A 26,668-nucleotide genomic window follows, 5' to 3' on the forward strand; every position below is an offset into this window, starting at 1 on the left:
CTGAAGCCTAGAGGAGCCTACCATGCCCGATTCAACAGACTTGTCTCTTCTTGCAGATGACCTTGAGGCCGGGCTCGCGGCCTACATGACCGATCCGGACCTTTCGCCACGGCCCGCTGGTCGAGCCGCCGCGATTGAGAATATATTGCGCGACTGGCTTGTCGCACGCCGGTACATGGCCGACGTGTCGGGGCCTGCTCCGGTTCGGTTGGATTCCAAGGGAGTGAACAAGGAAGAAGTACAGTATCCGGGATTTATCAAGTAACTCCCTGCAGGCAAGTCCGGCTCCTGTTGGGTAAAGGTCGGGGCGCACGGCGAACTTAACCTCGCCGAAGGACAGCATATGATCACGGCCGAGTTGTTGCCCCAAATCCCAGGGGATCGTGGCACAACTTATCGATGAGCCGAGCCCTGACGCCAAACTAGCGCTGCTGTTCAATTCTCGGCCAAAAACAGTCGCTGGCAATGGCTGCAGGTCAGCGTCAATCCCGCTCGGAGAGTATTTTCTGTACCCGTGCGAGTTTGCCCTCTGCCTTCTCAAGCCGCTGAAGCAGGACGTTAGGTCTCTCTGCTCCGTCATCCTCCGGAAAGTCCCCGATGATTTCCATGGGGTGCGCCTTCAACACTTCACAGATCTGAATCAGTGTTGGCACGGAGATCCGGTTCGTCCCACGCTCATATTTCTGCACCTGCTGAAACGTGATGCCAAGAGCTGTCGCGACCTTTTCCTGGGAGAGCCCGCGCGTTTGGCGTATGGCTCTGAGACGCTCGCCAATCTGCACGGAAGTTTCCATCGCTGTTTCCGTCATCTTGCCCATATGCATTCCTGTCGTTTGAACTCGGACGCTATATGTTCACCATCCCGCGCTCGGCAACTCTCAGATGTTGGGGGGCGGCAGCTGTGTCTAAGGCTATTTACGCAACGTTGCATTCGTGTCAGGGTTACGGGACAGATGCAATCAGGCCGCGCCCAGGATGCCCGCAGCATCTGCACACTCGCATCCGACTTCATGGCAATGGCTGCTCTTGATCGACCGGGTGTCTTCGACTTCGCCAATACGCCCTTCAATGAGCCGCTGGTACGGGAATTGGCCACCGGCACCTTCGTCGCTGTCAATCGGCACCCAAGACTGACTACATAAGCCGTTCTGATCATCACCGACCAGCGCCATGCAATAGCGCGACAGGGCGTCGATAACGATAGCTTGTGGGGATGATTAATTGCGGACACGCCTCAGAGCGTCTTGCGCAAGCACAAGGCTGGCAGGCGGCGGCACGCTGTCGTCTCCTTGTACCAACGCCGAGATGTAGGCTAGCGCGTTCGCCATGCCGTTTATCGTATAAGGCTTCTCGATTGCCCCGATGGCGCCTGCGAAGTCGTCCGGAAGTTTCTTGATGTTGCCGCTGACGAAGACGTAGGGAATGCGCTTCTCGGCGAGCATACGTCCCACGTTAATTCCCGTTGGCCCGTCTTGCAGTTGGATATCGACGAAAGCAAACTCCGGCGGCGCGTCGCGGACGATGTCGGCTGCCTGCCCACTGCTTGCCGCAACCCCGACGACCGAATGGCCCGCCGCCTGCACTTCGCTCTCCAGTTCCATGGCGAGCAGCATCTCGTCCTCGACGATCATGACTTTCAACAGGGTACATCCTTTTCGCTTTCCACAAGCAGCGTAACATCAACAATCGTTCGCCTGCCCGCCTGGGTTCGCTCGATGGTGGCCTCAACCTGGCGTGCCGAAGCCTCAAGCAGCATCCGACCCAACTCGGCGCTGGTTTCATCGGGTTCGACGGGTTCGGAGGTGTCTTCGACCCGAATGAGGAAATGACCGTTGAGCCGCTTGACGAGGATATGGATCTCCCCTCCACCGTCGCTGAGGCCCCGGCGTACGGCATCGCCGACGAGTTCGTTGACGATCAATGATAGTGGAGAAGCCTTTACCGCAGGGACGTAGACCGGGGTGAGATCAAGGGTAAGGTGGATGTCGTCACGCTTTATGGCTCCCACAAGGTCGGTCGCCAGCTCCCGAGCGAAGTCGGCAATGTCGAACCGGGCGACGTCGTCGGTCGTAAACAACTTTCGCTGGACGGTGCTGATCGCCTCAATGCGGTTGAGAACCGACATCAACGCAGACCGTTGCCCCTCGTCCTTTGTCAATCGCGCCTGCATCTTCACGATCGACGCCATCGTCAGAAGATTGTTCTTAACGCGATGATCGACTTCATGCACGAGCAGCGTGCGCGTGGCGAGCGCGGCTCGCAGGTTCCCCGTTGCCTCGGCCACGGCCTCCTCAGCCTGGTGACGGGCAGCGGCAAGTTCTGCCTCTCTACTTTTGACGTTGGTGAAATCGAGCTGCGAGGCGAAGAAATAGACGATCTTGTCATTGTCGTCGCGAACCGGCGACAGGAACAGCGCGTTCCAAAACGACTGGCCGTTTTTCCTGTAGTTGAGGATGTCGACTGCGATATCTGATCCGGCGTCAATTGCCGAGCGGATCCGCGCTACGGTTCCCGGATTGGTATCCGCGCCTTGTAGAAAGCGACAGTTGCGCCCCACAACTTCGACGCTTGAATAGCCGGTGAGCTTCTCGAAGGCAGTGTTGCAGAAGATAATGGGATTGTCAGGTTGGGTCGGATCGGTGACAATCATCGGCATCCGCGTCGCCTTGAAGGCGGCCGCAAAGGGGTCCTCGCGCACCTGTCGCGCAACAAGGCGCTGTCCGGCGTCTCGCGCGTCTGCACGTCTCTGATCATATTCCTGCATGGCGGCCTGGTTGTTTGATCATCAGACTTAATGCGGCGTGTGCCGTCTAGCTCCATTGCCCAGAATGCGGCTCGTCTCTTTGTATCCCCCAACCATGAGAGATGTCAGGAGAGGCAATTAGGCCGAAGAATTTCGAATTCAAGGAATCAAATTATCGGAAGCAAAAGCCTGCCAAGAAGTGCACATTGAGCTGGCGGTGGACCTCGGGGCGAGCATCGGTCGTCGCCATTCAACCGAACTGTTTCCTGGCTCACGCATCTATGTCGAGCACCGCGTCGATTTCGCACACGACCCCTGTAGGATCGTAGCTGATGGTCGACCGGCCGTTCAGCTCGGCCGCGAGAAGCCTCTCAACCAGACGCGAACCGAAGCCCTTCTTTGTTGGCGGCTTCACGGTGGGACCACCTTGTTCAGCCCACCTGAAGTGTAACCTGGCATTCGCTCCCTCATGCCCCTCCCCAAGGCGCCAGGAGATCCGGACCTTGCCCTGAGCGGCAGACAATGCGCCATATTTTGCGGCGTTCGTCGCCAACTCGTGGATAGCCAAAGAGAACGAGACAACTGCCTTTTGCGGTAGAAGCACGGGAGGTCCCTCAATCTTGAAACGTTCTGGGGGATAGGGCTCGAGCACTTGCCTGACCAGTGCCAAAAGATCGGCGCGCTGCCAGTCCCGATGCGTGAGCAGATCATGCGCCTTCGCCATCGACGTGAGCCGTTCCTGGAAGGCCCCCACTTCGTCCTGCCCCGTCCCCTCCCGCCCCAGGGTCTGTTTCGCGATGGCGAGGACCGTGGCAAAGACGTTCTTGACGCGATGATTGAGTTCACCGGTCAAAACCGTCTGCAGACGTTCAGCCTCCTTTCTCGCCGTGATGTCCTGGGATATCTTCGAGGCGCCGATCGTCTTTCCGCCGCTGTCATATATAGGAGAAACGCTGAGTTGGACGTCGACAAGACGACCATCCTTTCTTCGACGCTGCGTTTCGTAGGGCTCTACGACATTCCCGGCGCTGACCTGTCGCAGGATTTCCGGCTCCTCGTCGTGCCGCTCCTCCGGCACAAGCATCAAAACGGACTTTCCGACCGCCTCGTCTCGCGAATATCCGTAGAGCTTTTCGGCGGCGGCGTTCCAGTTTGTGATCGTCATGCCGAGATCGATACCGAGGATCGCATCGTTCGAGGACTCGATGATCGCAGCCAGGTGGCGTTCCGCCTCTTGCGCATCCTTGCTCGCCGAAATGTCGATGGCAATGAATCCAACCTGCCGGATCCGGCCATCGTCACCCCTGAGCGCCGAAACCGATATCGCCGTCCATACGAGGGACCCGTCCTTTCTGACGCACCTCTTCTCCATGTCAAAGGATTCGCCGAAGTTGACGAGGCGCTCGAACCGTCGCTCGGCTTCCGCGAGGTCGTCTGGATGCGTGATGTCCTGAAACCGAACGCCGACCAGGTCGTCTCTTCGATAGCCGAGCATCTCGCAGAAGCGCTGGTTGACGAGGACCATCCGGCCTGAAAGATCAATCTGTCCGATACCTGCAGCGGACTGGGAAAAAAGCACCCGCAGACGTTCCTCGCTTTCCTTGAGGGCCTGCTGCGAGCGCACCCTTTCCGTCGTCTCGCTGACGATGCAGAAGACGCCGCGGATTTTGCCGTTCTCGTCTTTGATCGGCGAATAGGAGATGTCGAAGTAGACTTGTTCCGGATGCCCGTGACGCTCGATGTAGAATTGGCGATCCTTCGCAGACACCGTCTCGCCACCGTGAAGGACCCGATCAAGCAACGGCTTGAGGTCTTCCCAGAGCTCGCTCCAGTTCTCCTTTGCCGGGCGCCCGAACGCCTGAGGATGCCTGAGGCCGATGGACGGAGCGTAAGCGTCGTTGTAGAGGGCGACGTACTGCTCGCCCCAAAACATCACGATCTGGGCGTGCGATGGAAGCATGAGGTCGACGGCAGACTTCAAGCAGGCCGGCCATGCCGAGGGCGGCCCCAGGATAGACTCGTCCCAATTCCCGTCTTCAATCATGCGCGCGATCTCAGCGGAAGCCCGATCGCGGTGTTGTCCAAGTGAAGTCACAGAAAACCAGCCCCAAGCTCTGTCGTCGCACACGGAAATTTCCGAGCCAAGTTAGTCGTTCTTCCAGCGATATCAAGGGCATTGAAAGCTGCAGTCGAGTCCTGCGATTGGGTAGAGGGATCGACGAGTTTCACCAATCGCGCAACAGATACCTCAGTCAGCGATCCGGCCGGTTGGAGCCGATCATACTTGCTTGTCGGATCGAAACCGCGGCTTGTCCGCTGCGGATGAAGGCAACTCAATCCGGTTTGGTCTCTGGGCCGTCCGGTTTGAGATTGACGTTGAGACGAAGGGTAAGGAACGTCATGACTGCGAGGACGATTGCTACGTCGTAAGCGCCGAGACCGACGGAAGTGCCGATCGCGCCCGTCGCCCAAAGGCTCGCTGCTGTAGCAGTTCCACGCACGCTTGCTTTGACAACAAGGATAGCTCCGCCTCCGATAAACCCCATGCCAGTGATCAGCCCTTCGACGATCCGGGCTGTGGCTTCCGGGTTTCCGGTGGTCAGGCTTTCGGTGGCCTGTATAAATCCGCAACTGGCTATGGCGACGAGTGGGAATGTGCGCAACCCCGCGCTTCTCTCGCCTTTTTCCCGATCCCATCCGATAGGAAGCGCCAGTAAATATGCCCCCACGAGCGCGCCAAGATGTGGAATGACATCGAATGTTACTCCTATTGCGGCAAGCTGATCGATCAAATTCCATCCTCCCTCGTTCTTGTCGACAGCACATAGCGGCGCAGACAAACACATCAAGCGGATGGCGCGTGGCAACGTAGGATCGGATGACGAGAACTAATGATCGACAAAACTACCCCGACACCCCCGACGGTAGATACTTCGTCGTTCGTGGCCGCCTTTGGCGCAAAAGCGATCCAGCTCTCCCGGCAGACGAGCGCGACCGACTAGTCAGGGAGCTCATGTCCGCCAGACGGGCAGTTCGCGATGCCAAGGGCGATAGCATAGCGACGATCGTCGCAAGGAGCCGGGTCGACAATGCCAAGATCGCCCTTGGGGAGAGAGGTCCCGTCTGGTGGGACGACGGTAAGCCGGACTTCAACAGGCATTTGGTGGAAAACACGCCGTATGCGGATTGGTTCGCATCCTTGTAGCCAATGCGGCGCAGCCGTCTGATAACGTCATTTCGGGGAAAAGGACCGTTTTGCTGCGTTGAACTTGTCGGGCGAGAACCCATCTAAGTGCCATGCCGAAACAACAGAAGAATGATATCGAGCTCCTCAGGACTTGGACCCTGCCGCCAGCTGCTACACTTGGGTCATCCGTGCGGGCTCACGGCATCCTGTTAGAAATGCGTTCGCGGCTTCCCATATCTTCAAAGAAATCGCTCGTTCTGGAGGCGGGTGAACTCATGCTGTCGATGCCCGCGGATGACAAGACGCAGTTCGACGCCGCAGCGACCATCGTTTCCTCCGCAATGAAGGACATCGAAGACCTCCCGGTGATTCCCCGCGAGATACAGGACATCCTGACAATCAAGCCGGGCGAGAGGCATCGTTGGCTCGCCGACGGTCGTCTCCTCAGCGCTGGGACGCGGACGGTGCGGCTCGCAGGACGGGCAAGGCAGATCACCTTCCACGTCTTTGATCCGCGGGTCGTCGAAGACCTTCTTGACCGCGGGCTGGTTGATCAGTGGCGGGACGAAGATGTAGAGGCTGCAGCCGAAAACCGACGGAGGGCCGCTTACAAAGCGAAGTTGACGCGGTCGTTGAAGAACGCCCCGAAGTCAGCGACGAGCGCAAATCCGGCTTCCGACGAGGCCGACGTGAGTTTGGCGGGTTGGGAAGAATTCGGACGGGAAGGCTTTCTGCGTTGATCCACCTTCGCGGAAACATCGGGTCTGCGGCCTTTGGGGCTGAACTGGAACCCTAGAATTGGATCACCGAAGAACCAACAGCAGTCCGATCTGAATTACTGGCCGACTGGGACCGCGGCCCCGGGCACGGCTTCCTTCCCCCCGAAAACGGCTGGTAGGTGTTGTCCTTGACCCGATACGAACTGTACCGCTCCCTGCACCACCGCGCGTTCGCGTCAGGCTCGTTCGCGCTGCCGATGTCTGCGACTTGGCGACCAGGAGCCATCGGCATCTCGATGGGGGTTGCGCATGTACGCCTCGGCCCTCCACCGTAGGGCTGGTAGCTATTGTCGTCAGGATCGTAAGATCGATACCGCGTGCTGCACCATTCCCGCGTCTTTGCGGCTTGCAGATCGGCGAGGATGTCTGGCTCAGCGTTCGGTCCAAGCCAAGCAGCCGCGCCTCGTGGTGACGAATGCCTTCCTTGAGGGTCTCGAGCTCGTCCGCCGTGACCTTGATCGCCGCCTCCCGAGCCGCAAGTGGTTCCATCATTTCGTCATCGCTGAACAGAGGATTAAGGCGTCCAGGCGTGGCCTGGATGACCTGAGCGCGCTGATTTGCAATACGCGTGATCAGATGACGCTCCTGACGCCGATGAAATGCTTCCCGCAACGGTCCCCGGCTGACCCCATTATCACCGGCGGACGACAATCGCAGAGGGTGGATGAAGGCATTCTATCCATCCCGGATCTGCTAGAGACTCACGCATGACTACACCCATCTCTTCGTCTGACGGCGACAGCTACGCTTCTCTCCTTTCCCAAGGAGCGAATCCGATCAGCGCGCCTCAAGACAGCCATTGCTGTCAACCGAGAACTCATTCTGCTCTATTCGGGCATCGGCCGCGAGATCCTCGCACGTCAGAACGTTGAGGGATGGCGCCGCCGCGTCATCGATCAACTGGCCTCGGACCTTCGGCGCGATTTCCCGAGGTGACGGGCCTTTCGCCACGAAACCACAAATACCTGCGCGCCTTTGCTGAGGCGTCCTCGACGAGCAAATCGTGCAACAGCTTGTTGCACAATTGCGTCGCCACTCGCGCGGCAACCGAAGATCAACCTTTAGTTTTCCATCCATCAGCATCTACTATTGCGAGCAATGCGACTGCATGTGGTTCAACTCGCATAACCGACGTGATTGATGTTTCGGGAAAGACAAATATAACGTCTATGCGCCTTTCCAGGGATGATGCGCGCCATCGATTTGAGTAGCGAAGGACGAACATGCCAAAACGGAAAAAGCCCACCATTGTCAGCACGGGAATTACCGGGCTCGACGAAATCCTGCGCGGCGGCCTGCCAGCATCGAACCTCTACATGCTTCAAGGAGCGCCGGGATCGGGCAAGACGACCGCCGCGCTCCAGTTCCTGCGCGCCGGTGTCGAGGCGGGGGAACGCTGTATCTATCTTACGCTTTCGCAGACGGCCGCCGAACTCGAGGCGATAGCTGCTTCGCATGGCTGGACGCTGGACGGCATCCGCGTTGAAGAGCTGTCGACGTCGGGCACAGTCCAATGAGGCTGATGACCAGAGCATATTCATGACCGCTGATCTCCGGCTGGACGAGACCAGGAAAGCCATCGAAGCGGCAATCGAGGAACACAAGCCTCGCCGCCTCGTATACGATTCACTCCTTGATATCCGCCTGATCACCGGCGATTCACCTCGTTTTCGGCGCGAGCTGATCGGCTTCAAGTCCTTCCTTGCGAGACAGGATGTCGTAGCGCTGCTGCTGGACACGCAGACCACCGGCCATGACCGAAGCGGAGAAGAGGTAGAGGGGCTAGCCCATGGTGTCATCCGATTTGACAAATCGCTGGAGGAGTATGGTGGAGTGCGCCGCCGGATCGAGGTTTCGAAGATGCGGAGCGTGCCGGTTGCCGATGGCTATCACGACATGGCTATTCGTGAGGGCAAAGGGGTTGTCGTCTTCCCCCGCATCATGCCAAATACCGCATCTGAGAGCTCCAAGCCGCAGTTGATCAAGTCCGGCGTCGCAGAGCTTGACGAGATGTTCGGTGGCGGCCAGGAGGCGGGAACCACGACACTCGTCATCGGCCAATCGGGGACCGGCAAATCGACCATGTCCTCCCTCTATGCGGCCGCGGCTCTGAAACGCGGCGAGAATGTCGCATTGTTTCTGTTCGAAGAACGGTTGGAAACCTTCTTCCGCCGCTCCGAAGGCCTGGGCATGGAACTGCGCCAGTTCCATAAGGATGGCAAACTGATCCTGCGCGATTTCAACCCGAACGAGATCTCGCCCGGAGAATTCGGCCAGATCGTTCAGGAGGCGGTGACGCAGAATAAAGCGCGCGTCGTGGTGATCGATAGCCTGACCGGGTATCTGAATTCCCTCCCCCACCGTGAGAAAGCGGTTCGTGACATTCAGTCACTGCTCAAATATCTTGCGAGATCCGGTGTCCTGACCATGCTGATCGTCGCTCAGCATGGTTTGATTGGCCAGAATGTGGGGATTGATGTCGATGTCAGTTTTCTTGGCGACACCGTTCTCCTACTGCGGATAATGGAGCACGAAGGGCGCTTGCGACGGAATATCACCGTGGTGAAAAAACGTCACGGACCGCATGACCTCAATATCCAGGAACTGCTGATTGAAAGCGGCAGCGTCAGCGTTGTTGCCTTTAATCCCCTGCCTGATCCGAAATGAATCCAACTCACCCCACCGACGAACTTGACTGGGTGCTCGTCCTTGCTCCCTTTCGCAAGGACGCGGACTACATCTCCGCCTTCCTTCAGGAACAGAAGGTTGAGGTCAGGGCCGTCAGGACTGGCGACAACTTAATCCAGTATCTCCAACTGTTTCCGGGCGTCATCGTCATGACGCATGAGGCGCTCAACCCTGAAGTGGTCGCCAGGATAACCGAGCATCTCGCGGAACAGCCCGACTGGTCTGAAGTGCCGATCATAATCCTATTGGAGCGCGGAGCGCCGATAGCAAGGATCCGCAGTCAGTTGCAGGCCTCATGGCCAGGCTCGCGTCTGTTGTTCCACACAAGACCCATCGCCCAGCTGGAACTCGTCAACGCGATCCAGTCAAATTTGTTGGTGCGACTGCGTCAGCGCCAGGTCCGCGATTCCATTGAGCGCGAAAGGGAGCTGCGTCTGGAGCTCAATCACCGGGTGAAGAACATCTTGGCGACCGTCACCTCAATCTTTCAGATGACGAGACGTGGCACCGCGACCGTCGAGGACTTGGCAGAGGATTTCAGAGCTCGCCTTCAGGCGCTTTCCGACGTCCATGCCGCAGTCTTCGAGGCGGGTGGAGAGGAGGTCTCGCTTAGCACCGTCGTGGAACGCACCGTATCTCCCTACAACAGCGACGGCATAAGCCGTGTTGATGCCAAAGGCCCCGACATTGTCGTCACCCGGGACGCGGGAACGACAGTCGCACTGTGCCTGCACGAACTCATAACAAACGCCATCAAATACGGAGCATTGTCTCGTCCCGATGGAAAGGTCGACGTGGTTTGGGAACTCTCGACATCGGATAACCCCGTCTTTTCCCTGAACTGGGTCGAAGTGGGAGGTCCTCCAGTGCGTGAACCCTCGCGGCAAGGATACGGAACTCGGTATGTGCGTTCAGCTTTGGGCGCGCTGTTCGGATCGTCACCTGCCATCACCTTTGCCCCCGGTGGCTTTCGGTGCGACGTGAGCGGTCCGCTTTCACGGATCTCTCCGAACAACTAGAAACCGTAGGATCGATTTTTCGCCAATTGCTCGATCGCAAAGGCGTCGACCCCTTCCTAATGCCCTGAAAAATAGTCGTTCCCAGTTGGATCGTGCCTGTCTTGCACGCGTTACCTCAGTTCTTCCGACTTTAAGAAAAAAGTAAATTTACAGCGCGAAAGACGGAGATGGTCAGGCATGGCGCACACGGGGATCACGGTTCTTGTCGTAGAGGACGAGATACTTGTTGGATGGATATCGCAATGTCGCTCGAGCATGAGGGGTTTACTGTTTTCGAGGCGTCGAATGCGGATGATGTGATCCAAATCTTTAACGCGCGTTCCGACATCCGGCTGATGTTCACGGACATCGATATGCCCGGTAGCATCGAAGGAGCAGATCCGCTGCGAGATGGTCAAAAAGTCAGTTTGGACATCGGCCAAGACTGAAAGACAGCGAAGTCGAGAGCCGAAAACGTCAGGTCGGCCTGAACCACATACCCCTCAATACTCACGCCGACACGGTCAGGGGGCGAGGCACTCCTCACATATGCCGCAACCATCGACGTCCATTCGCGAGGCCAGACGCTTCTTTTGACAACACAAACAGGTTGCAGTGTTTTGCGCGTTCCGTTTGTCACGCGTGGGCGGAATGACTTCGATCTCGTGATCGGAAAATACTTTCGTTGCCACCTGATCCATCTCGAGGCTCCATGTCGAGGATGCCATCTGAGATAGGAAGCGTCACGGCGAGTACAAGATGCCTACTAGCGGACAGGTATTCCCTCGCAGCGCAGCATCAAGCGTTCTGGCAATCTGAATCATTTGGCTTGGAGAAGCGCACACCTACGCCGCCACCGTTTTCCGGAATGAACTCTACGCCAGCTTTTTCAAAAGGAGTCCGGATGTTCTCTATGGTTAACCCGCGCACGCCCATGTCTACGGACGGTGAAGCCCGCATCAACATTCTCGACCTCACCGTGTTATCGAACCGGGGGATGAAAAATGCGAGATTTGAGCGTGGCGCTCACTATTGTCCAGGCAAACCAGCGCTTGTTCATCGAGAAATGGGAAAGCATTCAAGGGTGAAGTCATCTTTGAAAATCGTCACTGCCGAGAAGCCACCTTGAAGGTGTACGCGCTCCGATCCCATCGTCGGTCCGTTTCGATGAACGTTCCGGCCGCATTGTCGTGGATTTTCCAAATGGCGCAGCTTTCATGGTCCCTGCCCGATCGATACAAGGCCTGGAGAATGCAACGCCTGCCCAGTTGGCGGAAGTCGAGTTTTTGGGCGAAACCCACTCCCGTTTTTCCTGAAAACCGTCACGCGCTTTACGAGGCCCACGGCTATTCGGCCGCCATTGCCTCGGGAGATCTCTTGTTCGTTTCCGGTCAGGTGGGGAGCCGCGAAGACGGGTCACCCGAGCCGGATTTTGCCGAGCAGGTCCGACTGGCCTTCGCCAATCTCAAGGCTACCCTAGCGGCGGGCGGTTGCAGCCTCGACGACATCGTTGACGTGACAAGTTTCCATACCGATCCCGAGAACCAGTTCGCGACGATCATGGCGGTGAAGAACGAAGTTTTCCCAAACCCGCCCTACCCGAACTGGACGGCGATCGGCGTTAACTGGCTCGCCGGTTTCGATTTTGAGATCAAGGTGATCGCTCGAATTCCAGCCGGGGGTTGATTCCCATCTCACCCCATCCCATTCGACGCATCATGCGATCTTCTGTAACGAAACGCTGATGATCCTTCGCACAGCGCACCAAGCGCGGGCGGCTTTGCTGCCAGAGCCCGTTCCCGCGCGGTTTGGTCGATTGAAAGCCTCGTCTCGGAGGATCAGCATGGCGACGGCCAACGGCCGGGATCCGGGAAGATTAGGCCCGGCAAGTTGCTCCTCTTCCCCAGCGTTCGGCCTGAAGAGCGCGAGTTCCGCAATATTTTTCCGCCGGCTCAAGGTCTTGTTGCTACTTTCGTTTTGGTGGAGGACAATCTGGTCCGAGGGAGTGAGGAGCGGGCGATGGATTTCGAAAAGGTGGGGCGGGCCCGCCTGAAGATGCGGCTGCCGAGGCACCGGGAGCAGATCTCTGATGCGTACTTCTTGGCGTTTACCGACTTGCTGGAAGCTTACGGCCTGGCCGCAATAAAGCGCGACGAGTTACGTGAGCAAGCGACGCCAGACCGTTCGATCTTGGCCGAGTATGAGGATCTCTGTCAGACGCTGGAAGAAGACGTCATCAAGATGCTCGCCTGCGTGAGCCCCCGTATGATCCGCTAGGTCACCACTCCCATGAATGCCCTGATCATCTAGCAGGCGGGAAGGCGCTTCCAATTCGCAAACTTCACGTAATGAGGAAACAGCACGTTCTCGTTACACGGTACGTAGCTCAGACGAGTTATGACTGGAACGGTGCCTGCTACATTCCCTGGACAAGAAGCAGATGCTCACCTTCCCGCCCTGACCAGCGACCGCGCGATATCAATGATGTCGTCGCGGGCAGCTATCGGGTCATCCTTGGACCAAGCAACCCCAAGCCCGATCCTGAAGTCGATACCCCTCACCTTCCTTAGCTCGAAATTGCGATTGGGCAGAGCCAGCGTCCATTCCGCCCCAAAGCCGATGCCGAGACCGGCCGACAACAGCGACATCAGCGAGAAGGTGTCGTCGCAGGTATAGGCGACACTCTCCGGATACAGCGATCGCAGTAGACCTTCCCGGCACTTGTCAGTTCCACTCGTCGCGTCGAGCGCTCCAACGGACGGACGCCGAGTTCTTTTTCTAGTGACTGGATCTGACAGCTCAATGCCGGCTGGGCGATACACACCCGGGCGGCAGCCCGACCGAAATGCAGTCGGATCGTCCTTGGACCAGGCAACCCCAAGCCCGACCCTGAAGTCGATACCCCTCACCTTCCTAAGCTCGAAATGCGATTGGCAGGTCCAGCGTCCATTCCGGCGCAAACTCCTGCTCTACGTGAGCTTCTATTTCAAATCACGCAGGTCCGATTACTACCGCCTGCTGCAGGAAGTCCAAGAACACGGCACCTGGGAAGCTTGGCTCGAGTTTCTTTCTCGATGGGATCGCCGAAACTGCGGAACAAGCATTTGAGACTGCCAGTCAAATTGCACGGCTATTCGACGGCGACCGCGACCGGATCATCAGAGAGTCTGAACGTACGGGATCGGTCCTCCAGATCCACGAAGCCATGCGCACAAGTCCCTGTTTGACAGCGACTGCAGCAATGAAGCGAAGCGGACTGACAATGCCGACCGTCAACGCAGCTCAGACCAACTCCAAAGACTTGGGATCGTTGAAGAAGTAACGGGCCGACGGCGGGGCCGGGTGTTCGTCTATCGCGCCTACATGGAAATGGTCAGCGACGGAGCAAGCGGCCACTGAGTTCCCACTGATACCCTATGGTATAAACAGTCTTTATTGACCCACTTTATGGGTTGATTATTTCGCGCTTTCTCTCTAAATGATCCTCAAAGGGGTCGTTTAATGAGATTGACGCTGGAAATTCACTTCGAAGGCAAATGGCACGAAGCCGCGACAGTTGCCCTCCAGGATGATGAGGCCGGCTACCAGGGCAGCTCTATAGTCGACTACGACCTTGATTACTTCATCGCGACAGCAGCACGGGATTTCGCGGTCGGAAATGCCGTCGGCGATCATCGTGCGCTCTCAGTTCGCTTTCCCGTCGACCTTGAAAACCGCCACGGCAGCCGCTGGCCGCCCTTCCTTCTCGACCTTATGCCACAAGGGCATGCGAGACGGAAACTTGCCGAACATCTTGGTCTCAACGAAGCGGCTCGCTCATCGGACCGTTCGCTGCTCCTGAGGGCAGCAACTGGCGGAATAGGCAACATACGCATAAAGGAGGCGGCCGAGGCGGAATCGCAGCGCCTGCGCGGATTGCAGCGCCAGGGCGTTACAGAAGGAGACATTCTCGAGCGTTCCGACCGTTTCATGGAGGTGGCGGATCGCTTTGCAATGCTCGCCTCGGGCTCAAGTGGGTTGCAGGGCGAATGGCCAAAAGTGTCCATGACCCAAGCGGCAGACGGTCTTTACTATGCCGACAGCATCGTGAGTGACGAGGAGGCCGTTCGACACGTCATCGTCAAGCTCGTTCGCAGCAATGAGCCTGTTGATCGCACGATACTTGAGGGCGAAGCTCTCTATTCCCGATTGGCGTTGGAACTTGGTTTGAACGTTAAGGAACCGTCTCTTTACGCTGAAGGCGTCCTGATCATTCCAAGGTTCGACCGACAGAAGGGCGCGAACGGAGAAACGGTCCGCCTTGGCCAGGAGAGCCTCGTTTCGGCCATCGGTGTTGCAGACTTCGGCCATATCGGCACGCATGAAGCCTATATAGACATTCTCAAGGCGTATTCGGCCGACCCACTTGCAGATGTGACCGAATATCTGAAGCGCGACATCGTCAACCTGGCGCTCGGCAATCCTGACAATCACGGCCGAAATTCCGCGCTCAGCAAATATCCGGACGGGACGATCCGGCTATCCCCACTTTTTGATTTCGCCCCGATGCGTTTGGCAAGGGAGGGCATTTTGCGGTCTACCCGATGGGCATCGATGCGCGATGCCGCCCGCGACCATCTTCCGGACTGGCGCCAGATCTGCGCGGATGTTTGGCCCGAACCGGACGGCCAGGCGAGGATCGGCAGCCAATTGCAGTCGCTTTCGGACCGCCTGAGGCAGATACCCCAATACGCCAGGGACCTGGGCGCGACGGATCTAGTTGTCGATAGAGCCATGATGAGATGCGGTGAGATTGCCGATGGCGTTCGATCATCGTTCGCAGGGTCATCGAGGTCCTGACCAATGGCGCGCTGGAAAAAACCGACAAAGGAGCAGATCCTGGCAATGCGTCAGGATTTGGCTGAGCGCGCCCGGCAGGGCTCCTTGCGAATCCCGGAAGCCGTGATCGATATCCGCAAGAGCATCGGCCTTTCGCAACAGGAGTTCGCCAGGACGCTAGGGCTAACCCGTAGGCAGATCGCCGAAATAGAGGCGGGCAAGGCGAACCCGACCTTGGAAACTTTGGAAAAAATCGGAAGACTGTTCGGTTTCACCGTAGGGTTTTTACCAAGCCCGCGATGAGGCCCTGAAACCTTTCTCCAGCGGAACACTCGGGCGCCTGAACACGGGCAAACATTCGGGGGAAATGCCGGCACATGTTGATGAAGTCGCCATAGGCGACTGCTGCGCAACCTTGCTGCACGGCCTTTCGGTTCAAGCACGCGATGGAGTTGAACCGCACCGACTTCACGCCATGGTGGACGCTTTTCTGACCGGCTTCGATTCAATGATCAGCGCGAAATGAACGTGTTGCGGTCGTCGCGGACCATAGCTCCTCACTCAACAGCCCGGACCAACGACCGCGCAATATCGATGATGTCATCGCGCGCGGCCGTCGGATCATCCTTCGACCACGCGGCACCAAGCCCGATCCTGAAGTCGACGCCCCTCACCTTCCTGAGCTCGAAATTGCGATTGGGCAGATCCAGCGTCCATCCCGGCGTTCCACGCACAGTATAGGCGGGACAATTACTGCGCCACGACGGCTGGCGGCTGCCAGGTGCCTTCGCCCGCCGGCAATATGGACGGCGCTTCTGTCTTCGGCCAGTAGAGGCGCATGACGAGATAAATCGTGTCATCCGGAGCAGGCAGCCAATTGGCTTCCTTGTCCGCGCCGGGGCTGTCCTTCTGGATGTAAAGGGTGAGCGAACCATCCTCGTTCTTCTTCATACCCGGAAGCATTGGCGAGTTGATGAGGTAACGATCGATCGGATTTTTGATCAAAAGCTGGCTCTTGCCGTCATACATCGTCACCGACCAGAAGGAGTTCACCGGTGGAAGTTGCCCTGCGGGAAAGGTGATCGTGTAGTTGTGCTTGCTGCCGTCGAGTGTCTGGCCCTTGCTATCGACGCGCGTGTAGGGATAGGTCGCTTCCTCCGGGTCATTTCCATAGATGCCGGCCTGAGCGGCGATGGCGCGTTTCAACCAGTCGCCTTTGTAGTGGGCGCTGTCTCCTGGAAGACCGCTGACCCGCCAGCCATTGATCGCCTTGCCGGCATTGGCGACGGCCTCGTCGACCTTCCGCTGGCCCGCCTTCATGCCGAGGCCAATCTCCAGCTTGTGCTCCAGTGGCAGGTCCTTGAAGTCGAAGGACTTACCCGGCCCGATGCCGATGCGCGCCAGCTTGGCCCTTATCTCCTTCTCGTTGCCTTGCGCCGGGCCGAATTGCAGAGCGAAGTCGAGATAGTCGAAGAAGTTGGTCTTCACGAGATCCTTGTCGATCTCGGGGAAATCGATGGTTGGCGCGGCCGGCGGCGTCGTCTGCTTCAGATACGCCGACAGCATCTGCACCTTATAGCCATCCTGCACTTTCTTGACGTTATCGAGATCATCCGGGCCAAAAAGCTGGGTGCGATAGCCCGCGAGGGAAAACTGCGTGCTCGACCGAAACACTTGTTTGATGCCCGCCGGGGTTTCACCCTCCCAGTCGGGGCCGACCACCATATAGTCGCCGGCATCGCTTCCTGTGGCGCGTGTGCCGATATAACCGAAATTGTAGGTGTTGCCGTCACAGAGCATGACCGAGTAGTAGCGCTTCGGGTCGATCGCCGGCACCGAGAGCACCACCGGCTCCGCCCGCAAATCCAGCCAGACGAAGGAATAGGGCGTATCGCTGTTGGGTGTGACGATCGCCGTGTCCTTGTAAGTATAAACGTTGGGCTCGTTCTTAATCTGGTTGAACGGCGCCTTGAACTGCCCTGAATTGCGATCTACCGCGTATTCGTACATGATGGCATAGTTCATAACGAGCGGCAGACCATAGATGAAGCCCTCCTCGGCGATCTCCTTGGCCTCGATTATGCCTGGGTAGTTCTGCGCCATCACCAGGCTTGGCCTCGCAATCGCGGCGCCAGCGACGATCATTGTGGCGGAGCGAAGTAGATCTCGCTTTGTCAGCATTTGCCTTACTCCCTTGTGGCTTCCTGCCCCCGGTTTATCTGCCGAACTAGACACTATTCGTAATTCGAAACCACTCATTTTACGCCAAGGTTGTATTATTTCTGGAGCGCGGCATGCATGGCTGAGATCCCGGTTATCTCCAACCGCATATTGCATGGCATGCCGGCCTTCATCCGCGGTGAAATCGGGCAAAAGGCGCTGCTGCAGGCCAATCGAGCCATCGGCTTCGACCTCGAACTGACCGAGGGAGAAAACTGCTTCATCCCGCACGCGGCGGTCATCCGCTTCGTCGAGGCGGCCGCTCGGGCCGCCGGCGATGCCAACTTCGGGGTACTGATGGCTCCGATGATGAACGTCGCCAACTATGGTAGCTACGGACGCTATGTGCTTGGAGCCGGCACCCTGGGCCAAGCCATCGGACGCGCGATTTCCAGTCTTTGTTTTCATAGTACGGATGACAGAATGTCGGTCTCGGTCGTCGGCGACGAGGTACGATACAGCTATGTCTTTGCGCTGGCAGGCTATGCCGGATATGCAAATGTCGGCTTTGCGGCGGCGGGCGTCCTGCTCAGTCTCTTCAGGGCCTATTTGCCCCGGGATTGGCGACCGCTGCGCATCGAGCTCGACACCGACAGGCCGCGTCAAGCCGTTCTTTTGGAAGACATCTTCCAGTGTCCGGTCCACTTCAACGCCCCCGCGGTGACCGTTGTGATGGAACGCCGTCATCTGTCGGCTGGTCCAAGGCACGTCGCATGGCCGATCGTCACCATCGAGGATGTCGCGCGAGACCGGCGTGGCGGCGCGCCTCGCGATTTGCTCGACGTCATCATGGAGCAGATCCGGGCGCAGGTTCTCACGGGCAGCGTGTCGATCGACGGTGCCGCGCAAGTGACTGACACCAGCGTCCGAACACTGCAACGAGAGCTGAACCGCGCAGGCACGGACTTTCGCAGCCTGGCGACCGCAGTTAGGGTTCAGCGCGCCACTGAACTGCTCCGGGACAGGAATGTCTCGATTACCCGCGTTGCGGCCGAATTAGGGTATTCCTCGCCAGCCAACTTTGCTCGCGCTTTCCGAAAGGCGACCGGCAACGGGCCGAAGGAATTTCGCTCCGCGTTCACCGTCCAGACGCCGCGCTCAACTCGGTGTGACCCTCAATCATTTGCGGAATTCAGTTGCGGCCTCCACGCCGCGTTCCCTCGCTAAGGCCGTGCGCAGTTCTGCCGCGCGAGGCCAGATGGCGGCCGTGTCCATCGCTTCCAACGCTTTTGCCAGCCCGGCAGCGCGGGGGCAAGTGGGACGGACCAGCGTCCATCGTCGCTTCCCGCCTGCCCCATAGGGTGGTCACCGAAGAAATGGGCGATCTGCATGCGCAGCCCTGCACGAAGGCTGGCCGCGACGCCCATCGAGCCTCAGTGCACTATGCCACCGTAGCGAATGTCCGTTCGTTACGATGCTGGCCCTAAACAAGCCGGTCGGCAATCGGCTCCTTGCGGAAATGATCTCCGTTTTGCGCGCCATTTCGGCTGTGAAGCGGGACACTAGTAAGCCAGTTGCTCGCGTAGGCTTGGGATGATCCAGTCGAGGAAGCACCGCACCTTCAGCGGCAGCGGACCGGCTGGTCCATGGATAACGTTCACAGGTAGCGGTTCCGGTGCAAAGTCTGTCAGCAATTCGTGCAGAGCACCGGAGCGCAACTGATCGGAAATCTGGTAAGACAGCACGCGGATAATGCCGATACCGGCTATTGCAGCCTGAATGGCAGCCTCCGTCGTATTGACCGCGAATCTGGGACGCGGCTCGATAGTAAAGGCCGCGCCGTCCCGGCGGTAGCGCCATTCCGGCGCGGTCGCAAAGCCCTGAAAGCTTATGCCGTCATGCTGGCTGAGGTCCTCCGGGTGACGCGGAACGCCTCGGCGGGCAAGATAGTCTGGGCTCGCGCAGATTACTCGTCGGACTACGCCGACGCGCGTTGCGATAAGTGCGCTGTCAGCCAGGTGTCCGATCCGCAGGGCCACGTCGACATGCTCATCTTCCAGACTTAGCTGCCGATCGGCAAGGGTGAGGCGCAGGTCGATATCGGGTTGCTGCTTCAGGAACTCCAGAGCTGTTGGCAACAGATGGCGCTCGCCGAAGGCAATCGGTGCGGTCACGTGCAGCCCTCCACGCAGCGCGCCATCGTCGCCGCTGGCCTGCCGCTCTGCCGCGTCCAGTTCCTCCAGAATACGACGTGACGCGGCGACGAAGCTGCGCCCCTCGTCCGTCAAGGTGACGCCGCGGCGGGTGCGCAGGACCAGGCGCACGCCAAGGTGCTTTTCAAGATCCGCGACCTTGCGGCTGACCGTGGCGAGGGGCGCATGCAATCGCCGCGAACCAGCCGAGAGGCTGCCGGCGTCCACCACCGCCAGCAGCACCGACATCGCTTCAAACCGATCCATCGTGTCCTTCCGGAAATTGGGAGGAAAGTTCCTGAAATGGCAGGATACCCTATTGGTTTCGGATATCCTAGCTTTCACGTCGTTCCAGGGGGCGCCGGCCGGCCCTCCGTATTGCCACTGATCAGGAGAAAGACGTCATGCCTCAACTTTCGCGTCGTGCTTTTGTCAGCGCTCTTCCTCTCGGCCTCCTCGGTGGAGGACTGATCAGTGGCGCACCGCCCCTTGCCGCAGCGCAGAATACCGCCAAAACGCCGGCCAACATTCCGCCGCTGTCGCAGATCCGCATCGGTCGCTTCACGGTGACGGCGCTGACAGACGGGTATGCCGATATGCCCTTCGATTATTTTCCGGGGCGCACCCCGGCGGAGGTGCAGCAGGCGGCAGTCGCTCAGTTCACCGCCCGGCCGAGTGGGGTGCGGTTCCTCATTAACCAGTATCTCATCGATGATGGCGAGCGCCGCGTCCTGATCGATGCGGGTGCAGCGGGCTCGATCGGGCAGACCGGCAAACTGCCGCAGGCGCTCGGTGCGCTTGGGCTGCAGCTTGACCAGATCGACGCGGTGATCGTAACGCATATGCATCAGGACCACATGGGCGGTCTGATCGCCGGAGGCAGGAACAACTACCCAAAGGCGCAGCTTTACATCGATCGTCGTGACGTCACCCATTGGACCGACCCGGCCAAGCGCAGCGGCGCACCCGATTATCTGCAGACCAGCTTTAAGATGGCGGAGGAGGTGGTGCGCCTCTACCCGAAACTCCAGGCGATTGACGGAGAACGCGAAATTGTGCGCGGCATCTCAATTGTCGACCTGACCGGCCACACACCCGGCCATATCGGCGTGCGGGTCGAAGATGACGGCAAAAGCCTCATCATGGTCTCGGACATGATCTTTCCGGTCGTGCATCCGGGGGCGACCGACGTGTTCTTCCTGTTCGAGCAGGACCGTGCAGCGGCCAAGGCGATGCGCGACCGCTTTTTCCCTCGCGCCGCTTCGGAAGGCGCACTCATCGCCGCCACGCACATGCCCTTCCCAGGGCTCGGCCGTGTCGTCGCCGACCGTGGGCAGATGCGCTGGGAGGTGGCGGACTGGGCCTTGCAGGATTGAAGTTAGCTCCGGCGGTCTAGAACGGTAGGAATCAAATGAGCAGCAGATATCTCAGTATCGCCACGACGCCCTCCGTAGCAGCCGCACAGGAGCAGTATGGCAGCGCGGAGCAGTCCGCAGGGATCGGCGCGCTCGACGGTTTTTATCTTGCGTGCGTCTCGGCGACCGGTTGGCCCTACGTCCAGTACCGTGGTGGGCCTGCAGGATTTCTCGCCATGGTTGATGCATCGATGCTGGGCTTTGCAGATTTTCGCGGCAACCGGCAATACATCACAACAGGCAACGTCAGCGCCAATGACCGCGTCTCACTGTTTCTGATGGACTACGCGCACCGGCGGCGCCTGAAAATCTATGGACACATGCTCGCCGGGCGCTGCCGCAAATGGCTGGTTATCACTGGCCTTCGCGGAACCTGACGAATATCGGCGCGCTCCCGTTAGCCTTCTCTTCAGAAGGCATCATACGCATCAAGCCTATGGAAAATGAAGCAGCCAGCCTAGACCATGAGTTTAAGACGATCGAGCACGATTATGGTGCCGATTACCTCAAACTCGTCTTGACCACCGGATACCTCACGCGCCTGCTCAGCACCGCCCGCGGTGTGCGATATCTCGCGCAAAAGTTTCCAGACATCCTGGCTGACTTTCAGAAGATCACGGAACAGAGAAAGGCAGCCTGATCGCAAGGCCGCGACTTTTCGCTCCGAGTTGGCAACGAAAGAAGAAAACTTCAATTCTCTTTCGCCTTAATGGTATTCGAACCAGATTCCATTGGCACGGCCGTTAATTAAGCAAGGGCATTAATTAACGAAAATGCTATTTCGTTTATTAACGCGCGATGCCATTTAACTTCCGCACCTCACTGATCCATTAGGTGATCCCAGACGCACATCGGAAACAAACACAGCACAATGCTCGTGGGGCCTCACCCTATGGCGTCGCCCACCGCTAGATGTGTGGAGCAACGTCCCGCGCGAACTCCCCGAGCCAGCCAGCGTTTCTCGTTGGCGTCAACGCGCGAGTGAAACCGTTCGATTTGCGGCCCCATGTCGGTTGTTGAGGCGATCACTCTGTCTACGTATGTATTGGCTTCTCTGCGACGTAAAGAAATCTGGATAGTCTCCCCGTTACGGCCAATTCCGCGGTCGTCTTGAGAAAGGCCTGCCTGTTTTCGAACCAGCCCACGCCCTCCTCTTCCAACATCGCGCAACGGCGCGATTCGCGAGCGTGATAGAGGCGCAACGCCAGATTTGAGACAGCTTCGGTCGTGTCTCTGCAGAGCCTTAGCTCGAAACCGGCTCTCTCAAGCATGAGCTCATTGAAAGCCGCAGGGACGATATGAAACTTTCCCTGAGACGCTCGGATGTCCAATTCTTCCTTCGAGACAATTCCGGTTAGGACGCAAGCATCAGTAAGAATTAACCGACCGCCCGGCCTGAGTAGCCTGAACCAGTCTGCGAACACCTCGCGACGGGACGCCAGGTGTATGATCGCGTCAATGCAGGAGACGACGTCGAATTCCTCCCTGTCGAATGGCAGTTGCTCGCTGCAATCGGCGACAACGAACGTTGCACCGAGCGGCAGATGCGCGGCCGCGGCCAATGCCCTTGCGTGCTCGATAGCGGCCTCTTCAATATCGACTCCCGTCAGTCGACATCCCGTGGCGGCGGCAATCGCAATCGATGGACCGCCAGACCCGCAAGCGACATCTAGCAGTTTGCCTTGAGGGCTCTCTTGGACAAGACCGATTATTTCAACTTGTTCGTCAAGCGACCGCCATCCTTGTTGGCCGAGGTCCTCACCATAGGCCTCGAGTCTGACCTCGGCTGCAAGTCGACTGCCAAAGCGCGAATACTGAACACCGTAAAAAGTGAAGCTACCCGCCTTGCTGGATTGCTGCTTCATGACGGTCATGGCCGAGGACCTCCCCCCAAATTATACACCGTTTCTGGGGTGGCAAGTATCTGGGCGACCAGGTGCGCATCGAACGCCTTGAAGGGACTTGAACTGGCGACCCGCATTTATTGCCTCCAGTAATTTGATCGCAAGAGCGGCGGCAGTTTTCTTCGCCAACCCGATACGTCCCTTGTTCAAAAGCGCACCATTATCTTATTCCACCGTCGGTTTTTGCTTGCATAATCAGCAAGCGGTCCTATATTTGCTAGCATGAACAGCAAGCAGAAAAAAACTCTCGCGGCCGTATTCAAGGATCCCGTTTCCGGAACCATTGAGTGGGCCGCTGTAGAGAATCTGCTAGTGGCTGCCGGAGCGAACGTAATCGAGGAAAGCGGTTCCCGCGTTAAGTTCGAAAAAGATGGCATTATTGCGAGCTTCCATCGACCTCATCTGGACAAGGAAGCAAAGCGCTATCAGGTGCGGGATGCTCGCGAGTTCCTGAGGCAGATTGGAGTATCGCCATGAACACCATGACTTACAATGGATATCACGCTCGCATCGAATTCGACGCTGAGGATGAAGTGTTTTTCGGCAGGATCGCAGGTATCTCCGATGTAATCGGCTTTCACGGTGACAGTGTCGCTGAACTTAAGAATGCCTTCCATGAGGCAGTCGATGATTACCTCGAGACCTGCAGGAAAGTAGGCAAAGAGCCTCAGAAACCCTATTCCGGCAAGATGATGTTCCGTGTCGCTCCTGAAGTCCATCGCCGGGCAGCTCTTGCTGCCGAGCTTTCGGGGAAGAGTCTCAACCAGTGGGCAGAAGAAGCACTGGAAGAAGCGGCAGCAAACTTTGCCGAGGCGCGCCTATCGGCGTAATGCTCGTCACCGGACAACGTTTGCCCTGACGCGATACGCATGTGGATGGACGGCACTCCAGTACATTATGCGATCCCCGGGCGCACAAATCGCGAACAAACACGGCACATTGTCGTCATGCGGCCCTGCCGCAACAGACCCCACAATCCGGCTGACTCCTCTAAAGCTTGCTGGTTGCCCTCGAAAACTTGCACTTCGCGTCTGATTTGGTCTGGCAGTCATGGAAAACATCGACTGCGCTACAATTCCCGCTCGCGGCTCCGTACGGTGCGTTATGAGGTCATGGTGGCGCGGTCCCGCTAGCGAAAACGCCACCGGCCGGGTGGGACTAGACACTTCGTATTCCCCCGAAAACAGGACATCGGGCCGTCAGGCGCAGCGAAGGCGGAGGATATTCAAATAAGGTTGCGATGCGCACTGTCCTTTCCAACAGGAGACGTCGTCGTCGGCGCAACAATGGATCCGCCCTGGAAATCCGCACCCGCAGCGAGCAGTGCAAATCAAGGCTCCTATCTGCCAAGTTGGATTGCTTCTTGTAGTTGTCGAACGAGCTCTGAGGCTCGTGGGTCGTTCGGCTGGAGACGGGCGAGCGCCTCCGCGAACTTGAGTGTCTCAGCATAGCGGCCAAGTTTGAGGCCCAGCGGAATTGCAGTGCCGAGTAGCTCGACATCAGTCGCAACACCCGAGACGGCCTGGCCCAAAAGCGCAAAGCCCTCATCTGTTCGGCCGACGGAATCGAGCGCGATTGCTGCCGTCGTCCTGTATCTGGAGTTGCTTGGATCCAGCCGCACGGCTGCCTCCAGTTCCCGGATCGCCTCCGGCATGGCCTTTTGGCGAACGAGCGACAAACCGTGTCCGTAGCGAAGGTCGGCCATGTCCGGATTGGCGGCGACCGCCTCTGCGTAGGCCCGTTCGGATTTCTCGTTGTCACCGCTGACGCGATAAAGCTCGGCGAGATTGATGCGCGCGCCGGAAAGCGTCGCATCAAGAGCAATCGCCTGGCGAAATGCCTTTTCCGCCTCGTCCGCACGCCTCTGTCCGAACAGGAAGGTTCCGTAGGTGCTCTGCGCCTCGGCGACGTCTGCGTTGGCCCGGACATAGGCGCGCAGATCGTTCACGGCGGCATCGAAGTCGCGCCGTTGATCGCCGAGGAAGTCCAGCGACGGAGTGGTGCCGAGAGCACTGGCGGCCGCTACTCGGACTGCTCGGGTTTCGTCAGCAAGCAGGTCGCCGATCGCCGCCAAGCGCAGCTCGGGCGGCAAATTCGCGGCCGCCTCCGCCGACCCCAACCTGACGATCGGATCGAAATCTTTCGCCGCCGTCCTGACGTCCGCGGCCGTGGCTGTTCCGTCGAGCCTCGTCATTTCGGCTATCGCGCTGCCTCGAATGATGCCCGGCTGCTCGCGGTCGGCCAGGAACCTGCGCAGATCCTCGATCGCAGCAAGATCGTTGCGGGCCGCTCGCGCGAAGGCGTGGGCAATGGTCGGGCGTTCACGCCAGGACTTGCCGTACCACCTGTCCAGGTTCTCCGACGCCCAGGCGTTCGTCTTGCCCGCGTGACACGAGGTACAGGCATTCGGCGTACCGTAGACCTCGGAAAGATCTGGGCGGGGGATGACGAAGGAATGGTCGCGCCGGGGATCCACCTTCATGTAGGTCCGTTCCGGCATGTGGCAGTTGGCGCAAAGAGCGCCTGCTGAGTCTTTGGGGTGGTGCGTGTGCGCCGGAGTGTCGAACGCTCCGCTCGGGTCATTGTCTGCAAACCGTTCCGGCGCGGTTTCGGCGTGGCACTGCGTGCATAGTGCGTTTCCGATGGCTTTGACGATACCCTCGTGCGGCCGGTGGCAATCGAAACAGGTGACGCCGGCGTTTGCCATCTTGCTTTGCTGGAAGGAGCCGTACTCGAAAACCTCGTCCAAGATTTGCCCGTCCGGAAAGTAGAGGTCGCTGCGCAGCAGCGCAGGGGAAAAATGATCGAGGAAGGATCCGCCTGGTCCATAGCCATCGACAAGTCTGATGCGCCGCGCGTGGCAGGCGAAGCAGGTGTTCGAGTCGATCTTCGACAGGCCTGGACCACCCATCGCTGCCGCGGAAGCATCTTCCGCCTTGGTCCTTGCCCATTCGATGTGCTTTGCCCCGCCGCCATGACAGGACTGGCATCCGATGCTGGTCGCGACATAGGACGACTTGTACGCGCTCGTCTGCGTCTGGAAATTAGCCCGCGGATCGGTGGAATGGCAGTCGATGCAGGTGCGGTTCCAGCGGTAGAATGGGCCCGTCCAATGGAATGTGGCGCCCGGTCTTGCCGGACTGCCTTCGCCCAGCCAGAACCATTCCTGCTTTTGGGTGTCCCAGGCAATGTCGAAGGCCTGCAACCGCCCGTCGCCGATGTCGAGCAGATATTGCTGCAGGGGCTCGTAGGCGAAAGTATATTTTACCTCGAAATCCGCTTGCCTGCCTTCAGCTCCTTCCGTGCGGACGAAGAAGCGACCGTCTCGGCGAAAGAACTCCGCCGAGATGCCATCGCGCTCAAACCGGGTGTTGTTGAAATCGGCGCGCACGGTTTTATCATCGGTAAGGGACATTGCCTTTGCGTGGTGCGACTTGGCGAATGCGGCGGCCTCTTCGGCGTGGCAGGACGTACATGTCTTCTCGTCGACGAATCCTTCATGAAGTGCGACGAGCGGGTCTGCGGCGGCGGCAGACGGAGCCGTTTCGACGGCAAAAATCGGGGGGGCGAGCACAAGCAGGGCGCCAAACAATAGGGCTGCCCGAATAATTGCCGCTGAGTGGATAGATCCCGTCAATCAAACGCTCCGCATCATTGTGGAACCAAGGTCGCGCTGCACTCGGCAGCGCGACAAGCGCGCAGTGGGCAGAAATCCACTGAGAGAAGCCCGAGCTTTTCACCCTCTGTCGGGAATGGTTGCATTCGTGCCGATTAGACCAACCAA

At 58.5% G+C, this 26,668-nt stretch carries 26 protein-coding genes and 6 pseudogenes; 18 read left to right on the top strand and 14 right to left on the bottom strand.

Annotation, left to right across the window (positions count from 1 at the left end):
* Positions 1 to 22 precede the first annotated feature (22 nt).
* Positions 23 to 265 carry a hypothetical protein gene (locus LPJGGPFB_RS24260; RefSeq protein ID WP_173422519.1) on the top strand — a complete coding sequence of 81 codons (243 nt, stop codon included), beginning with the start codon at positions 23 to 25 and terminating at the stop codon, positions 263 to 265.
* A gap of 217 nt (positions 266 to 482) precedes the next feature.
* Here the strand turns inward: LPJGGPFB_RS24260 and LPJGGPFB_RS24265 are convergent, their stop codons facing one another.
* The 6 genes from LPJGGPFB_RS24265 to LPJGGPFB_RS24290 form a co-directional block, all read right to left on the bottom strand.
* Complete coding sequence (locus LPJGGPFB_RS24265) at positions 483 to 818, bottom strand: helix-turn-helix domain-containing protein (RefSeq protein WP_234903026.1); 336 nt, start codon at positions 816 to 818, stop codon at positions 483 to 485.
* A 141-nt stretch (positions 819 to 959) separates the two neighbouring features.
* On the bottom strand, positions 960 to 1,172 hold the full coding sequence (locus tag LPJGGPFB_RS24270; protein ID WP_173422520.1) for a hypothetical protein: 213 nt from the start codon (positions 1,170 to 1,172) through the stop codon (positions 960 to 962).
* Positions 1,173 to 1,217: 45 nt separating this feature from the next.
* Complete coding sequence (locus LPJGGPFB_RS24275; protein WP_173422521.1) at positions 1,218 to 1,640, bottom strand: response regulator; 423 nt, start codon at positions 1,638 to 1,640, stop codon at positions 1,218 to 1,220.
* Positions 1,637 to 2,764, bottom strand: a complete 1,128-nt coding sequence (locus tag LPJGGPFB_RS24280) for a PAS domain-containing protein (RefSeq protein WP_173422522.1) — start codon at positions 2,762 to 2,764, stop codon at positions 1,637 to 1,639. The genes LPJGGPFB_RS24275 and LPJGGPFB_RS24280 overlap by 4 nt, the downstream gene beginning before the upstream one ends.
* Positions 2,765 to 3,014: 250 nt before the next feature.
* Positions 3,015 to 4,787 (bottom strand): PAS domain S-box protein, encoded by a 1,773-nt coding sequence (locus LPJGGPFB_RS24285; protein ID WP_173422523.1) that lies wholly within the window; start codon positions 4,785 to 4,787, stop codon positions 3,015 to 3,017.
* Positions 4,788 to 5,076: 289 nt separating this feature from the next.
* A complete protein-coding gene (locus tag LPJGGPFB_RS24290) occupies positions 5,077 to 5,535 on the bottom strand; it encodes an MgtC/SapB family protein (RefSeq protein ID WP_234903027.1) in 459 nt (152 codons plus the stop codon).
* A 505-nt stretch (positions 5,536 to 6,040) separates the two neighbouring features.
* On the opposite strand from LPJGGPFB_RS24290, the gene LPJGGPFB_RS24295 reads away from it, so the two are divergent.
* Entirely contained in the window at positions 6,041 to 6,670 is a 630-nt protein-coding gene (locus tag LPJGGPFB_RS24295) for a hypothetical protein (protein WP_173422524.1), read from the top strand.
* Between the two features lie 52 nt (positions 6,671 to 6,722).
* On the opposite strand, the gene LPJGGPFB_RS33235 is transcribed toward LPJGGPFB_RS24295, so the two are convergent.
* Positions 6,723 to 7,073: a BA14K family protein gene (locus LPJGGPFB_RS33235; protein ID WP_345791084.1), complete on the bottom strand. Its 351-nt coding sequence runs from the start codon at positions 7,071 to 7,073 to the stop codon at positions 6,723 to 6,725.
* A 458-nt stretch (positions 7,074 to 7,531) separates the two neighbouring features.
* On the opposite strand from LPJGGPFB_RS33235, the gene LPJGGPFB_RS33240 reads away from it, so the two are divergent.
* The 7 genes and pseudogenes from LPJGGPFB_RS33240 to LPJGGPFB_RS24345 all read left to right on the top strand — a co-directional run bounded on the left by LPJGGPFB_RS33240 (position 7,532) and on the right by LPJGGPFB_RS24345 (position 12,672).
* Positions 7,532 to 7,645 (top strand): DUF1016 N-terminal domain-containing protein, encoded by a 114-nt coding sequence (locus tag LPJGGPFB_RS33240; protein ID WP_234903075.1) that lies wholly within the window; start codon positions 7,532 to 7,534, stop codon positions 7,643 to 7,645.
* 287 nt (positions 7,646 to 7,932) lie between these two features.
* Positions 7,933 to 9,376, top strand: a pseudogene (locus LPJGGPFB_RS24315) (DUF7125 family protein).
* Positions 9,373 to 10,416, top strand: coding sequence for a sensor histidine kinase (locus tag LPJGGPFB_RS24320; protein WP_173422526.1), 1,044 nt, complete (start codon positions 9,373 to 9,375; stop codon positions 10,414 to 10,416). The pseudogene LPJGGPFB_RS24315 and the gene LPJGGPFB_RS24320 overlap by 4 nt, the downstream one beginning before the upstream one ends.
* Before the next feature lie 230 nt (positions 10,417 to 10,646).
* The gene (locus LPJGGPFB_RS24325; RefSeq protein WP_234903029.1) at positions 10,647 to 10,844 is read left to right on the top strand and encodes a response regulator; all 198 of its coding nucleotides are present in this window, start codon (positions 10,647 to 10,649) and stop codon (positions 10,842 to 10,844) included.
* 643 nt (positions 10,845 to 11,487) lie between these two features.
* Positions 11,488 to 11,693: pseudogene (locus LPJGGPFB_RS24335) on the top strand (DUF2442 domain-containing protein); the annotation flags it as partial.
* On the top strand, positions 11,647 to 12,081 hold the full coding sequence (locus tag LPJGGPFB_RS24340; RefSeq protein ID WP_173422899.1) for a RidA family protein: 435 nt from the start codon (positions 11,647 to 11,649) through the stop codon (positions 12,079 to 12,081). The pseudogene LPJGGPFB_RS24335 and the gene LPJGGPFB_RS24340, both read left to right, overlap by 47 nt.
* A 333-nt stretch (positions 12,082 to 12,414) precedes the next feature.
* Positions 12,415 to 12,672, top strand: coding sequence for a hypothetical protein (locus LPJGGPFB_RS24345; RefSeq protein WP_173422527.1), 258 nt, complete (start codon positions 12,415 to 12,417; stop codon positions 12,670 to 12,672).
* A gap of 167 nt (positions 12,673 to 12,839) precedes the next feature.
* Here LPJGGPFB_RS24345 and LPJGGPFB_RS33755 read toward each other — a convergent pair.
* Positions 12,840 to 13,079 (bottom strand): annotated as a pseudogene (locus LPJGGPFB_RS33755) (type 2 periplasmic-binding domain-containing protein); the annotation flags it as partial.
* Positions 13,043 to 13,219 carry a LysR family transcriptional regulator gene (locus tag LPJGGPFB_RS33760; protein ID WP_427858486.1) on the bottom strand — a complete coding sequence of 59 codons (177 nt, stop codon included), beginning with the start codon at positions 13,217 to 13,219 and terminating at the stop codon, positions 13,043 to 13,045. The pseudogene LPJGGPFB_RS33755 and the gene LPJGGPFB_RS33760, both read right to left, overlap by 37 nt.
* Positions 13,220 to 13,359: 140 nt before the next feature.
* Here LPJGGPFB_RS33760 and LPJGGPFB_RS33250 point away from each other — a divergent pair.
* The 3 genes and pseudogenes from LPJGGPFB_RS33250 to LPJGGPFB_RS24360 all read left to right on the top strand — a co-directional run.
* Positions 13,360 to 13,794 (top strand): annotated as a pseudogene (locus tag LPJGGPFB_RS33250) (Fic family protein); the annotation flags it as partial.
* A gap of 102 nt (positions 13,795 to 13,896) precedes the next feature.
* Positions 13,897 to 15,234 carry a type II toxin-antitoxin system HipA family toxin gene (locus LPJGGPFB_RS24355; protein ID WP_173422528.1) on the top strand — a complete coding sequence of 446 codons (1,338 nt, stop codon included), beginning with the start codon at positions 13,897 to 13,899 and terminating at the stop codon, positions 15,232 to 15,234.
* A 3-nt stretch (positions 15,235 to 15,237) separates the two neighbouring features.
* Entirely contained in the window at positions 15,238 to 15,516 is a 279-nt protein-coding gene (locus LPJGGPFB_RS24360) for a helix-turn-helix transcriptional regulator (RefSeq protein ID WP_173422529.1), read from the top strand.
* 254 nt (positions 15,517 to 15,770) lie between these two features.
* On the opposite strand, the pseudogene LPJGGPFB_RS33255 reads toward LPJGGPFB_RS24360, so the two are convergent.
* Positions 15,771 to 15,935, bottom strand: a pseudogene (locus LPJGGPFB_RS33255) (LysR family transcriptional regulator); the annotation flags it as partial.
* Positions 15,936 to 15,963: 28 nt separating this feature from the next.
* Complete coding sequence (locus LPJGGPFB_RS24365; protein WP_173422530.1) at positions 15,964 to 17,394, bottom strand: DUF1254 domain-containing protein; 1,431 nt, start codon at positions 17,392 to 17,394, stop codon at positions 15,964 to 15,966.
* 117 nt (positions 17,395 to 17,511) lie between these two features.
* Between LPJGGPFB_RS24365 and LPJGGPFB_RS24370 the strand changes: the two genes are divergently transcribed.
* Complete coding sequence (locus LPJGGPFB_RS24370; RefSeq protein ID WP_173422531.1) at positions 17,512 to 18,600, top strand: AraC family transcriptional regulator; 1,089 nt, start codon at positions 17,512 to 17,514, stop codon at positions 18,598 to 18,600.
* Positions 18,601 to 18,935: 335 nt separating this feature from the next.
* On the opposite strand, the gene LPJGGPFB_RS24375 is transcribed toward LPJGGPFB_RS24370, so the two are convergent.
* Positions 18,936 to 19,832: a LysR family transcriptional regulator gene (locus tag LPJGGPFB_RS24375; RefSeq protein ID WP_173422532.1), complete on the bottom strand. Its 897-nt coding sequence runs from the start codon at positions 19,830 to 19,832 to the stop codon at positions 18,936 to 18,938.
* 137 nt (positions 19,833 to 19,969) lie between these two features.
* On the opposite strand from LPJGGPFB_RS24375, the gene LPJGGPFB_RS24380 reads away from it, so the two are divergent.
* From LPJGGPFB_RS24380 to LPJGGPFB_RS24390, 3 genes and pseudogenes are all read left to right on the top strand, one after another.
* Positions 19,970 to 20,941 (top strand): MBL fold metallo-hydrolase, encoded by a 972-nt coding sequence (locus LPJGGPFB_RS24380; protein WP_173422533.1) that lies wholly within the window; start codon positions 19,970 to 19,972, stop codon positions 20,939 to 20,941.
* Between the two features lie 35 nt (positions 20,942 to 20,976).
* Positions 20,977 to 21,303: pseudogene (locus LPJGGPFB_RS24385) on the top strand (pyridoxamine 5'-phosphate oxidase family protein); the annotation flags it as partial.
* Between the two features lie 20 nt (positions 21,304 to 21,323).
* Positions 21,324 to 21,620 carry a plasmid partitioning protein RepB C-terminal domain-containing protein gene (locus LPJGGPFB_RS24390; RefSeq protein ID WP_173422535.1) on the top strand — a complete coding sequence of 99 codons (297 nt, stop codon included), beginning with the start codon at positions 21,324 to 21,326 and terminating at the stop codon, positions 21,618 to 21,620.
* A gap of 394 nt (positions 21,621 to 22,014) precedes the next feature.
* Here the strand turns inward: LPJGGPFB_RS24390 and LPJGGPFB_RS24395 are convergent, their stop codons facing one another.
* Positions 22,015 to 22,854 (bottom strand): class I SAM-dependent methyltransferase, encoded by an 840-nt coding sequence (locus LPJGGPFB_RS24395; protein ID WP_173422536.1) that lies wholly within the window; start codon positions 22,852 to 22,854, stop codon positions 22,015 to 22,017.
* Between the two features lie 252 nt (positions 22,855 to 23,106).
* On the opposite strand from LPJGGPFB_RS24395, the gene LPJGGPFB_RS24400 reads away from it, so the two are divergent.
* The gene (locus LPJGGPFB_RS24400; protein WP_173422537.1) at positions 23,107 to 23,361 is read left to right on the top strand and encodes a type II toxin-antitoxin system HicA family toxin; all 255 of its coding nucleotides are present in this window, start codon (positions 23,107 to 23,109) and stop codon (positions 23,359 to 23,361) included.
* Positions 23,358 to 23,714, top strand: a complete 357-nt coding sequence (locus tag LPJGGPFB_RS24405; protein WP_173422538.1) for a type II toxin-antitoxin system HicB family antitoxin — start codon at positions 23,358 to 23,360, stop codon at positions 23,712 to 23,714. The genes LPJGGPFB_RS24400 and LPJGGPFB_RS24405 overlap by 4 nt, the downstream gene beginning before the upstream one ends.
* 509 nt (positions 23,715 to 24,223) lie before the next feature.
* Here LPJGGPFB_RS24405 and LPJGGPFB_RS24410 read toward each other — a convergent pair.
* Positions 24,224 to 26,464 (bottom strand): tetratricopeptide repeat protein, encoded by a 2,241-nt coding sequence (locus LPJGGPFB_RS24410; RefSeq protein WP_282438160.1) that lies wholly within the window; start codon positions 26,462 to 26,464, stop codon positions 24,224 to 24,226.
* Between the last annotated feature and the right edge of the window lie 204 nt (positions 26,465 to 26,668).

It is taken from the genome of Ensifer adhaerens (assembly GCF_013283195.1).
In the GTDB taxonomy this organism is placed as follows: Bacteria; Pseudomonadota; Alphaproteobacteria; order Rhizobiales; family Rhizobiaceae; genus Ensifer; species Ensifer adhaerens_G.

Excerpts from the sequence above, each read along its gene's own strand:
- LPJGGPFB_RS24260 (WP_173422519.1), top strand. The coding sequence starts at position 23 with ATGCCCGATTCAACAGACTTGTCTCTTCTTGCAGATGACCTTGAGGCC.
- LPJGGPFB_RS24265 (WP_234903026.1), bottom strand. The coding sequence starts at position 818 with ATGGGCAAGATGACGGAAACAGCGATGGAAACTTCCGTGCAGATTGGC.
- LPJGGPFB_RS24270 (WP_173422520.1), bottom strand. The coding sequence starts at position 1,172 with ATGGCGCTGGTCGGTGATGATCAGAACGGCTTATGTAGTCAGTCTTGG.
- LPJGGPFB_RS24280 (WP_173422522.1), bottom strand. The coding sequence starts at position 2,764 with ATGCAGGAATATGATCAGAGACGTGCAGACGCGCGAGACGCCGGACAG.
- LPJGGPFB_RS24285 (WP_173422523.1), bottom strand. The coding sequence starts at position 4,787 with ATGATTGAAGACGGGAATTGGGACGAGTCTATCCTGGGGCCGCCCTCG.
- LPJGGPFB_RS24295 (WP_173422524.1), top strand. The coding sequence starts at position 6,041 with ATGCCGAAACAACAGAAGAATGATATCGAGCTCCTCAGGACTTGGACC.
- LPJGGPFB_RS24320 (WP_173422526.1), top strand. The coding sequence starts at position 9,373 with ATGAATCCAACTCACCCCACCGACGAACTTGACTGGGTGCTCGTCCTT.
- LPJGGPFB_RS24325 (WP_234903029.1), top strand. The coding sequence starts at position 10,647 with ATGGATATCGCAATGTCGCTCGAGCATGAGGGGTTTACTGTTTTCGAG.
- LPJGGPFB_RS24340 (WP_173422899.1), top strand. The coding sequence starts at position 11,647 with ATGCAACGCCTGCCCAGTTGGCGGAAGTCGAGTTTTTGGGCGAAACCC.
- LPJGGPFB_RS24345 (WP_173422527.1), top strand. The coding sequence starts at position 12,415 with ATGGATTTCGAAAAGGTGGGGCGGGCCCGCCTGAAGATGCGGCTGCCG.
- LPJGGPFB_RS24355 (WP_173422528.1), top strand. The coding sequence starts at position 13,897 with ATGAGATTGACGCTGGAAATTCACTTCGAAGGCAAATGGCACGAAGCC.
- LPJGGPFB_RS24360 (WP_173422529.1), top strand. The coding sequence starts at position 15,238 with ATGGCGCGCTGGAAAAAACCGACAAAGGAGCAGATCCTGGCAATGCGT.
- LPJGGPFB_RS24365 (WP_173422530.1), bottom strand. The coding sequence starts at position 17,394 with ATGCTGACAAAGCGAGATCTACTTCGCTCCGCCACAATGATCGTCGCT.
- LPJGGPFB_RS24370 (WP_173422531.1), top strand. The coding sequence starts at position 17,512 with ATGGCTGAGATCCCGGTTATCTCCAACCGCATATTGCATGGCATGCCG.
- LPJGGPFB_RS24375 (WP_173422532.1), bottom strand. The coding sequence starts at position 19,832 with ATGGATCGGTTTGAAGCGATGTCGGTGCTGCTGGCGGTGGTGGACGCC.
- LPJGGPFB_RS24380 (WP_173422533.1), top strand. The coding sequence starts at position 19,970 with ATGCCTCAACTTTCGCGTCGTGCTTTTGTCAGCGCTCTTCCTCTCGGC.
- LPJGGPFB_RS24390 (WP_173422535.1), top strand. The coding sequence starts at position 21,324 with ATGGCTGGTTATCACTGGCCTTCGCGGAACCTGACGAATATCGGCGCG.
- LPJGGPFB_RS24395 (WP_173422536.1), bottom strand. The coding sequence starts at position 22,854 with ATGACCGTCATGAAGCAGCAATCCAGCAAGGCGGGTAGCTTCACTTTT.
- LPJGGPFB_RS24400 (WP_173422537.1), top strand. The coding sequence starts at position 23,107 with ATGAACAGCAAGCAGAAAAAAACTCTCGCGGCCGTATTCAAGGATCCC.
- LPJGGPFB_RS24405 (WP_173422538.1), top strand. The coding sequence starts at position 23,358 with ATGAACACCATGACTTACAATGGATATCACGCTCGCATCGAATTCGAC.